This is a genomic window from uncultured Cytophaga sp., assembly GCF_937863595.1.
Lineage (GTDB): Bacteria > Bacteroidota > Bacteroidia > Cytophagales > Cytophagaceae > Cytophaga.
Genome location: NZ_CALMGQ010000094.1, coordinates 20,225 through 29,599, shown reverse-complemented (window position 1 = coordinate 29,599; position 9,375 = coordinate 20,225). Strand labels below are relative to the sequence as shown.

6 protein-coding genes are annotated in these 9,375 nt (G+C 30.8%); all 6 read right to left on the bottom strand.

From position 1 onward, the window contains the following. Positions 1 to 613 (bottom strand): hypothetical protein (locus Q0543_RS09170; RefSeq protein ID WP_299251669.1); only part of this gene is annotated, 613 nt, incomplete at its 3' end. Positions 614 to 615: 2 nt separating this feature from the next. Then, on the bottom strand, positions 616 to 1,842 hold the full coding sequence (locus Q0543_RS09165) for a hypothetical protein (protein ID WP_299251666.1): 1,227 nt from the start codon (positions 1,840 to 1,842) through the stop codon (positions 616 to 618). Between the two features lie 151 nt (positions 1,843 to 1,993). Then, entirely contained in the window at positions 1,994 to 2,923 is a 930-nt protein-coding gene (locus Q0543_RS09160; RefSeq protein WP_299251663.1) for a hypothetical protein, read from the bottom strand. Between the two features lie 140 nt (positions 2,924 to 3,063). Next, on the bottom strand, positions 3,064 to 4,008 hold the full coding sequence (locus Q0543_RS09155) for a hypothetical protein (RefSeq protein ID WP_299251660.1): 945 nt from the start codon (positions 4,006 to 4,008) through the stop codon (positions 3,064 to 3,066). A gap of 102 nt (positions 4,009 to 4,110) precedes the next feature. Continuing rightward, a complete protein-coding gene (locus Q0543_RS09150) occupies positions 4,111 to 5,253 on the bottom strand; it encodes a hypothetical protein (protein ID WP_299251657.1) in 1,143 nt (380 codons plus the stop codon). A gap of 4 nt (positions 5,254 to 5,257) precedes the next feature. Then, a complete protein-coding gene (locus tag Q0543_RS09145) occupies positions 5,258 to 9,196 on the bottom strand; it encodes a PAAR-like protein (protein ID WP_299251655.1) in 3,939 nt (1,312 codons plus the stop codon). Positions 9,197 to 9,375: the final 179 nt, after the last annotated feature.

Below are 9,375 nucleotides of genomic sequence, written 5' to 3'. Positions count from 1 at the left end.
TTTCATTTACTGTCCAGAGTTGAATAATAATATTTTTGTGCTCTATATTAGACGAATCGTATTTAAAGCGCGGATCAGCAATAAGGTTCGCTCTTATTTGTTGTTTATCCATACTATCATCCAAATAGCACAAGGTATTGTAATCAATTTTATTATTTGCTAATACACTCAAAATAACAAAGTCTGAAATAGTATTTTCACTTGGCAAAGAAAAAATATAATCATGTATCTGCGCACCATTTATTTCGTAATATGCTTCCCCAACCAATACTTTATAAGCATCTGTAGCTTCAGCATAATTTTGAACATCAGATAATACGCGTATTAATTTTTCATATGTATCCAGGGCCGGTTCTAAAGTGATAGAACGTTTTAAAAAGTAAATTGCCTTTTTAAGATCTTTAGCTTTGATTGCTACCTCAGCTTTCTCCTTGTATGAAGTTGCAATAGCATGATGTTGATTCTCATATTGAATAAGGTATTTTTTAACTTCATTTGGGCTATATATTTCACTAGCTTTTAATGCAGGTACCTCAACGAAAATCAATTCTTTGGTTTCTGAACAAGAAGCAAATACACACAGAATTATAAATGAGTAGAAAACAAATTTCATAACTATAGAGGTGTATTTTGTGATTGATTTTTCGTAATAACGGTATCGATGTAATTCGCTGGAATCTCTGCTGCAGTAATGGTTCCATCTTCATGAATCACATACGTAAGCTTCGCTCCATGTATATATTGATCTATGTCATTCTTATCAAAAGATACTTCATCGATAGGCCTTTTCCAGAGTCGATCAAAATCTTCCACATATACTTTATCATCTATTATTTTGGCTGTTTTAACTTTTCCCGCCGAACAATCGCAAGCAATTAATTTACGATCAATAATTACACCTGTGGGATCATAGGTAACAATTGAGGTGTAAGATGGCATTGGACCACTTTCTTCTCCTCCCCAGAAAGAAACCGAAGTATAAATAAGTGCTGTATATGCTGGTGTTTCTTTAACATTCGCAACATAAAAGAAATCATTTGATACTTCTCTACCGAAACTTGTATTTTGCATTTCAGGTACAAACGTTGAAAAATCGTAGGAAATAGATTCATTACTTTCCCCTTTTCCACTAATTACTGAAACTTCGTAACCGTCTTTATGTATGGGATAGGCAGATTTATACAATTCAAACAAACTATTTTTATCTACATTCAAATTTTTAGATTTCAATTCAAGAAGCAAGGATTTGTATCCCGAACTACCGACAATAGAATTGATACGTGTATCTTGAGCGATACTTAAGGTATCATAAAACCCTGTTTGAAAAGATCTTCTTAAATAAGAGAATACCATATAATTTTCTTCCTTTTTCGAATCTAACTTATCAATCATATTTTCCGCACAGGCCATTTTATAATAAACCGAATAAAGTGGCTTAATTTCAAGAGCCTCTGCAACACGATATGCTTTCATAGCTTCTTCAAGAGAATTCTTATCCATTTTAGCTTCTAGTAAGGCATTGCCAAGTTCATAATATGTTTTGGCATCAGGGAAATTGAGAATGGATTTTTTAAACCAAAGAATAGCAGCGGATGCATTCTTCTTGTTTTTGTATTCATCTACTCCTTTTAAAAATGATTCTCTACTTTTTGTCTTCAATGAATCGAGATTCAATTCTTCTGCATCGAAAATAACATCCTTAACAAGATCATAATCATAAATATCTTTATAAGTCAGTTTATTTAATTTCACCTTCAACACATATTCTTTGCTTGGTTCCGAACAGGAGTTTAGAATCACGAAGACACAGGAACAAATAATATAGATTAACTTCTTTTTCATCATTCAATTCAATTTAAAAATCATTTTAAAATTAATAAAATTTGATAACAATATGTTCTTAACCGTTTGAATAGTTGGACCAGCTTGGTGGCATAAACTGGAACAAATGATAGAAGAAGAATTATTAAAAAACTAAATACACTATTTAAACTTATCTAGGCGAATTACATTTTACTATTTCATTTGTGATAGGATTGATTTCTAGTAATAAATTTGAATCCTCATCGGCTCTATTACCTGAAAAGTATTTAATATTGGGACCATGAAACGCTCCAGATATTGCTATTCCTTCTTTATACTCAATAAATGCAGACATTCCAGAAGTTACAATATCATAGCCTAATTCTACATGTTCTGGAAAGCCAAAGCGTTCATTCCATACACTATCTTTCAAATGATTTTTTATTTTACCATCTTCATATTCCGAATGATAAAATGAATTATCTTCTTCAAACCATCTTATTATTTTACCCGATTTTGAAATTTTATAAGTTGTTTGATATAAAACTTCACTTATAACTTCCTCTCCACTTGTTTTTATATAAATTATTCTAACCAAATCATCTTGTATTAAGAATTTTTTATAATACCGATAACCATGTTCAAAACCTTCCGACGCATTTCTTGTATAAGTGTTACAAATATTAAGGTCAGAAATTTTTTGACCTGTGCTGTCTAAAATAACCAAACTCATAATATCTTCTATATTTAAATAACTATCGATTATATCAATACCCTTAAATATTAACACTTTAAATCCTGCAATATCGGGAATTCGACCCTCAAAATTAAGAAATGCATCTTTACTTGAACAATCATTATAGTATAAAAAATGATAATTATAAAGATATTTAGTTTGATATTTATAGGAAATATTTATTAAATCCCCTTTAGAAACAGTATTATTCACAAATTGAATATTGGGTTCATAAGGAATTCCATTATTTATATTCGTAAAAAAAATATTTTCTTTATTTGTCAAGTTTCCTGTAAATAAATTTATTGACCCGATTGGCAGTGTAGATATTGGCAACGAATCCCAATTTATAGTTTTGGTACTATAGACATTTGGGGGTAACATTTTATCGTGAATTTTAATTTCGTTATTCGATCTCATTTCACTTTTACACGAAACAATCAAAAGCAGTAATATTATTTTGTTTAACCAATTCATCCATTACAATTTACATATCTATAACTTTACAAGTTTATTTCTCTCTATCACTTATAAACAATGGTATCCGAATAGTCTGAAAGCGATTCATGTAAATCAATATTTATTGACTTATTGTAATATTGATTCGTAATCCACATCCCATCTTTTACTCCATCAACATAATTTCCAGTTGCTACATTGAGGAAACTATTTATAATCTTTTTTTCAATCCAAGTTCCATTTTTTAAATGGTTTTTTATTTCACCTGAGAATAAGGTATGATATATTGATTTCCCAGCCTCAACTGTTTCTAATTTAACATCAACCATACCATCATTTTGATTAAAATAAGAGACGATTTTACCAGTAGCATTTATTTTATATTCACATTTTGATCTTTCAAAGGGTGAAGTATGTCCCGAATCTTCATAAAACCAAAAGCTTTTAAGTGTTATTTTATAATCTTCTGAAATATAAAATAATTTAAATATCATAAAATCTCCATCGTATGCATCATTCAAATTTAATGAATCAATAATTTCTCCATCATTAATACAAATGGTAACCAAGTCTAATTGACCATCTTTATCACCTAATAACAACACAGCTTCAATTGAATCATTTATTGGCTTTAAACGCTTAAAAATTGTGTATTTATCTTTACTAATATCCTCTTCTTGTAAGCCATTATCAATAATTGCATCTGATTCACATACGCATATATCATATGTTTGCGCACCCGTATAATTAAATTGAAATCGTTTATCTTCAATAGTACTTGTCCAATCATAACTAGTACTATCATCATTCATCTTTATTTCATTTTGATTTAAAATCTCTTCATACCCTTGTGGAAGTTTTGAAATTGATATGGAGCTAATGTAATCTGAGAAGGACACTGGTTGAACAATAGACAAGGCATGCGCTTCAAAAATTTGAGTATCGTGAGTTATGTTTGTTTGACAAGAAAGTAAAATTAAAGTAAGTAATAATCCAATAGTTGTTTTCATATAAAAATCATTTTCAATAAATCCGTCAATCCTATTCACTTTTAACCTTTTCAAATGCATAGGGTGTACTTCCAAAAACCAGGACATTAAAATGAAATAACACTACTCTTCACCTGGTAAACTTATTCCATCACCATACATTTTAGATTCGTCCCACATTTTCTCAAAATTTAATAAGTTGTAAAATTTTCGTTTTTTAAATTCATTTTCAAACACTCCTTTAATATCATAATGTTCTGAAAAGAACCCCATACATCTATATGTATAGTCATTAAATCCTTTGTTTATAGACATATCCTGACAAAAATATAATATATGTGCAATTAATGAAGATCGTTCTTCAAAAGACAATTCAGGATCATTACTTTGATCGACTAAATACACTACATATTCCAATAAGTTATCTAAATAAAATGAATTATTTGGAGTCATATCTAAAGCCATAACTTCAAAAATTTCAGTATTAATCTTAAAATTATTATTACAATTTCTATTATAAATAATATGTCCAAATTCAATTCCATTATTAATACTTTTACTTTTTTGTTCAAATGAGTTATTCTTAACTATCCATTTAAGTAATTCAGCATCCTTCGTATAACCAAATTTTATAAGTAGATTTTTCATAAAAACGGAATCATTACTTGTTAACCAAGGACGCAAGCCTATATCATCATTTAATAAATATTTATTTCTTGCTATAATATTTTGAGGTAAAGTTAGTTTATAATCATTACCATTAAATTTTATTAAGTCTCTTAATAAATACATGGGAGTAATAATATTAAATTCCCTTGAAAAAAATAAATTATTAGTAATAGATTGTAATTCGAACTCATTATGTGCAAGGGTCTCTGCAGTACCATCTAAACTATTACCATAATAAGTAATTATACTGTCATTTATTTTAACTTTATTACAGTTATTTGAATCTACTTTTATTCCAAATATATCATGGATCTTTTTCTCGAATGTATCTTTATCAATATTCTTAAAGCCTGCCTTTGAAAGTCCTTCCTGTTCAATTTTAAATACTAAAGATAAATCTTTTACTGTTAGTTTATATGGGTCGCTAAATTCATTTTCCTCCGATTCTACTCTAGTTTGATCTTCATAGACCTGTTTAATTTTTACTATTTCCATTTTCCCTGTTATTGTTTGATCTTTTTCAATAATTGATTCTTTACATGATATAAGATTAAATAATAAGCATATACCAATAATATCTGATAAAATTCTGTTCATAAAATTAATTTGTTTTACCCGTTGAAGCACTAGAGACAATTTTATATTTAGTATTCACCTCTTCTGCATTTTTATAAATATCACTAGCATTTAATTTATCTTCCTCTGTTGGTTCATAATCTTTTGGAATATAAAAACCATATATTTTTTTTGTTTTTGTTGAACTTGTATACTCTCCATATGAATCAAATCGTATTGTATCATTTTGATTTCCACCTAATAAAATATATTCCCCACCTTCTGTTTTACCAAAAAGAAAACCTGTATGACCTTTCCATTCTGATATATGTTTGTAGACTACTATACATCCAAATATTGGAGTTTCAATCTTTTTATAATTTAATCCAAGAACTGCATCAATTGGTGCCAATGAAGATGCTGATTTAGAATGATCGTATATTTTTTTTGTTGATGGACATATAGTTTGTCCAATACACCAATTCATAAATGCCGCACACCATGGTCCATTGTAACTATCTGTTGGTTCAAAAGTATTTCCACAATATTTCAAATAACTTTTTGCCAAAGTATACATTGGTTCGTTTCCTTCTTTACAACCTTTCACTTGTTCTGCCTTAGAAATAGCTATAGTCATCCATGGAGCTCTATTTTTTAAGGAAAGATACTTTCTGTTTTTTGTATCATCTTCACAAAAACCTGAGAATAGATTCAATCTCCCTTTATCCCAATGTTGTAATTTTAAGACTTCGGTAATTTCTTTGATATATGTTTTTCCATTAACGAAACCTGGTCGCATAATCTCACCTTTGGAATATGTACTATGAATTCTTTTAACTGATTCATTAAGCTCGGTCATAAAAGTTGGATTACTAGTGTAGCCATACTTTGTTACCCAAGGCTCCTTTAACAAATTATTAAGATCAAAAGAAGTTTGTGGGACTTCAATACTTTCATCAAAAACTATAAATTCAGGATTATTTCCATTTCCAACAGCATTTGGTTTAAGCACCAATAAATATAAATCAGTCATGGATTTTAACTTATCTGCACTTTTCTTTAAATACTTTTCTACATAATCCATTTGTTGAATAAATGTCATTTTTTTTAAATCTGACCTAGTAGTTCCAATTGATTTTGCAGTAGTATCACTAAATTGTATTAACCCACTATACCCCGATCCATTATCACATGAAGGATTAAATGTGCTTGCAGATTCTAAATGAATTATTGACAATAATTGATTTGCCATTTCAAGCTTTTTTGATTCACCCCATAAATTTGCACAAACATCAACTACCTTTTTTCTCTCATTACAAGTTAATTTATTCCCCCATGATAAATTATATGATTTACACTCACACTCTTTCTTCCCACCCTCACTCAAATCTACCTGCACAAATGCCTTAGTTGTACCTTTAAAAATGGGATTAGTGAGCAACTTTTCATACAATGTTAAACATGGTATAATTCCGGCATAAATTGCGTCTTCATTCCCCTTTTCATAAATGGCAATGTTTATACGCATGGAATCTCTAGGATTGGGCAATGCCGACCGAAGTACTTGCATGTTTAACTTTATAGATTTCATCCCATAATTATCGACTTTAAAAGAAAGTCTGTTTCCTATAGGTATACATTCATCGTCGCCTATAATTTTATATATTTCAATTTCCAAATCCTTTCCAATTAGATTCGTACTTTTAATTTGCGCAAAAACAGGTGTATGTGTATCTGCGACAATATAGCGCGTTGAATCATTATTGTCTGCAAAATATGCACGCACCCGAACTCTCTTATCTACTTGTAAATACTGCTCTGGTTTAAATGGTAATGCTACACCATTATTTGCAATCTTTAGTCCACTTTCAGAAAACACCTTAAAGTAGAGATTTCCATCTGTATATACATTTTTATAGAACCATTTTATATCTTCCATCATTTGTTTGTCCGTATTAAAAGAACAAAAAACACCATTGCCCATATCTGGAATGGTTATATATGATATTTTTACTAACACATGATCTAATTTATCATTTTTATGCCACACTTCTAATCTCACTTTCTCGCCATTCAATCCTACATGATTAAAAGCAGCAGCAACTTCTTGTCCCCAACCTGCAAACCCGATGGTATTGCTCGGATTTGATTCTGCATCGCTTCCTGTAAGCATGTTCCCATCTGCGTCTGTCCACCAAGCATCCGTAATTTCACACTCTATGCATTCGATTTTCTTGTGTATGGTTTTACCATTCAGTGTTGCACTAACGATATACTCTCCTTTAGCTCTAGGGATAAAACTATAAAATGTTTTTCCTTCTTCACTATCTGTTTGAGGACCTGACAATTTCCAGTGAATGGCATTACGTTCAAATACATCCGTCATAAAAATACTTTTCATTTCGAAAGTAGCTACTTTACCTATTTTCACTAGGCCAGCTGATTTTTGTTCAACAGCGGTCGGATAATTTCTCGTTACTACAAAATGCCAATCATCTGGGGTATTGGTCTTCATACTAAACCATCCGGGTTTCCTTTCTGAAACGTTGCATCGTACGGTGTATGCACCTTCGTCCTGATATACTTTTGAGTAGGTTGGCCCCGTTGCAACACAAATTTCTGAATTTTCATACCATTTAATGAGGCTTTCTTCGCTTTCAATCAATTCAAGTGCAATAGTATCGTCTGTAAACTTTGTTTTAGCTACATTAAAAATAATAGGTGTGCCTGGACGAACATTATCGTATTCCTTATCTCCGGCACCCGTTGCAGCAACAATTGATACTGTGTTTAATGAAGTTTTAATTGTACATACAATAGGCTTATCGTCTGAATTATCAAAAGATGCTTCTAAGCTATAGTCTGCGGCAGAATTCTTCGCTTCAAATACCATCTTCAGTTCGCCCTTTGTGCGTTTCAATTCGTTCCCTCCAGCATCCTTCAACACCAACATTAAATGTTCTACTTCACTTTTAGTAGGAGGCAATGCAAATTCAGCTTCAAAAATAGCAGGAACTCCCAACCGTATATGTACTTCCGTTGTCTTATCATTTTGTGGATTATCTGTAATGTTGCCAGATGTGTTGTGACTAATTTTTATGAGCTTATTTTCTTTAACAATAATATCAAGCGAACAAGAAATATATTCTGCTCGAGTTATTTCTACTCCTTTTGAATCTAATTGTGTTTCTACATCAAAATTGGTATCTCCTCCTGTACCATATCCTTCTATGGTATATTTTCCAACAGTTGAAAAACGGGCTTCATACACCGAACCGTGTTGTAAAAAATATTTACTATTTGCATTTTCTTTTAGTCTCCAACAAACTAAGGCTTCTGTTCCTTCAAAGGCTGCAGTAAATTCTACTGCTTGCCCCGGTCGTACAAATATATCTTTCGGGTTATTTTTCTTTTCACTTTTAATCGGTACTGTTTTGTTTACTGTCTCAAATTTTTCTTCCTCTACAATACGTCCAGTAATGGAGCTTACTTTAACTGTTTTATCAGGTATTTTTACAAAACCTATATCCGCCAATGCATTCACTTGTACCGCAATGGTTCGATCCATGTTTTCCGCTTGCTCGGCACTCACTTCTTGTGTTTGTCCGTGTTTTGTAATGGTTATGATGGCTGCAGAATTTATGGAACACAGTAGCTTCGATTGATCTGTGAGTACTTTATGATCTTCTACTTCAATATCTTTATAGACTTTTGTCCATTGTTGAACTAAAGGTTTGCAGTTATTATTATTTGTTGGCTTAAATGAACATGTACCAAAGTTTCCTGGTGTATCAAAATTAACATCCTTTTCTGTTGCTACTAGCTTATTGTCATTGATGTAGGCTTTCTTATGACTCGTAACTTTTAATTTTAATTCTTTAACACTTCCCCCAGGACACATACATGTTGCTCCTTCGCATACCAAATAGGCTGTGGTTTTAGGTTTAGTTGTGGTTGAAGGTTCTTCTGTTGTAGATTCTGGCATAATTTATAGCTGGTTAAAAATGAAAGAATGGTATAATATTTTATTTAAAAAATTAATGAATACGATTTTATCTAAGTTGTTTTTATAATGACATACGATGGAATTTATTACGCTGAAATTCATAAAATAAATTCCATATCCAAAATAGAAAAATCATATAAACTTTTGAACTAAATGAG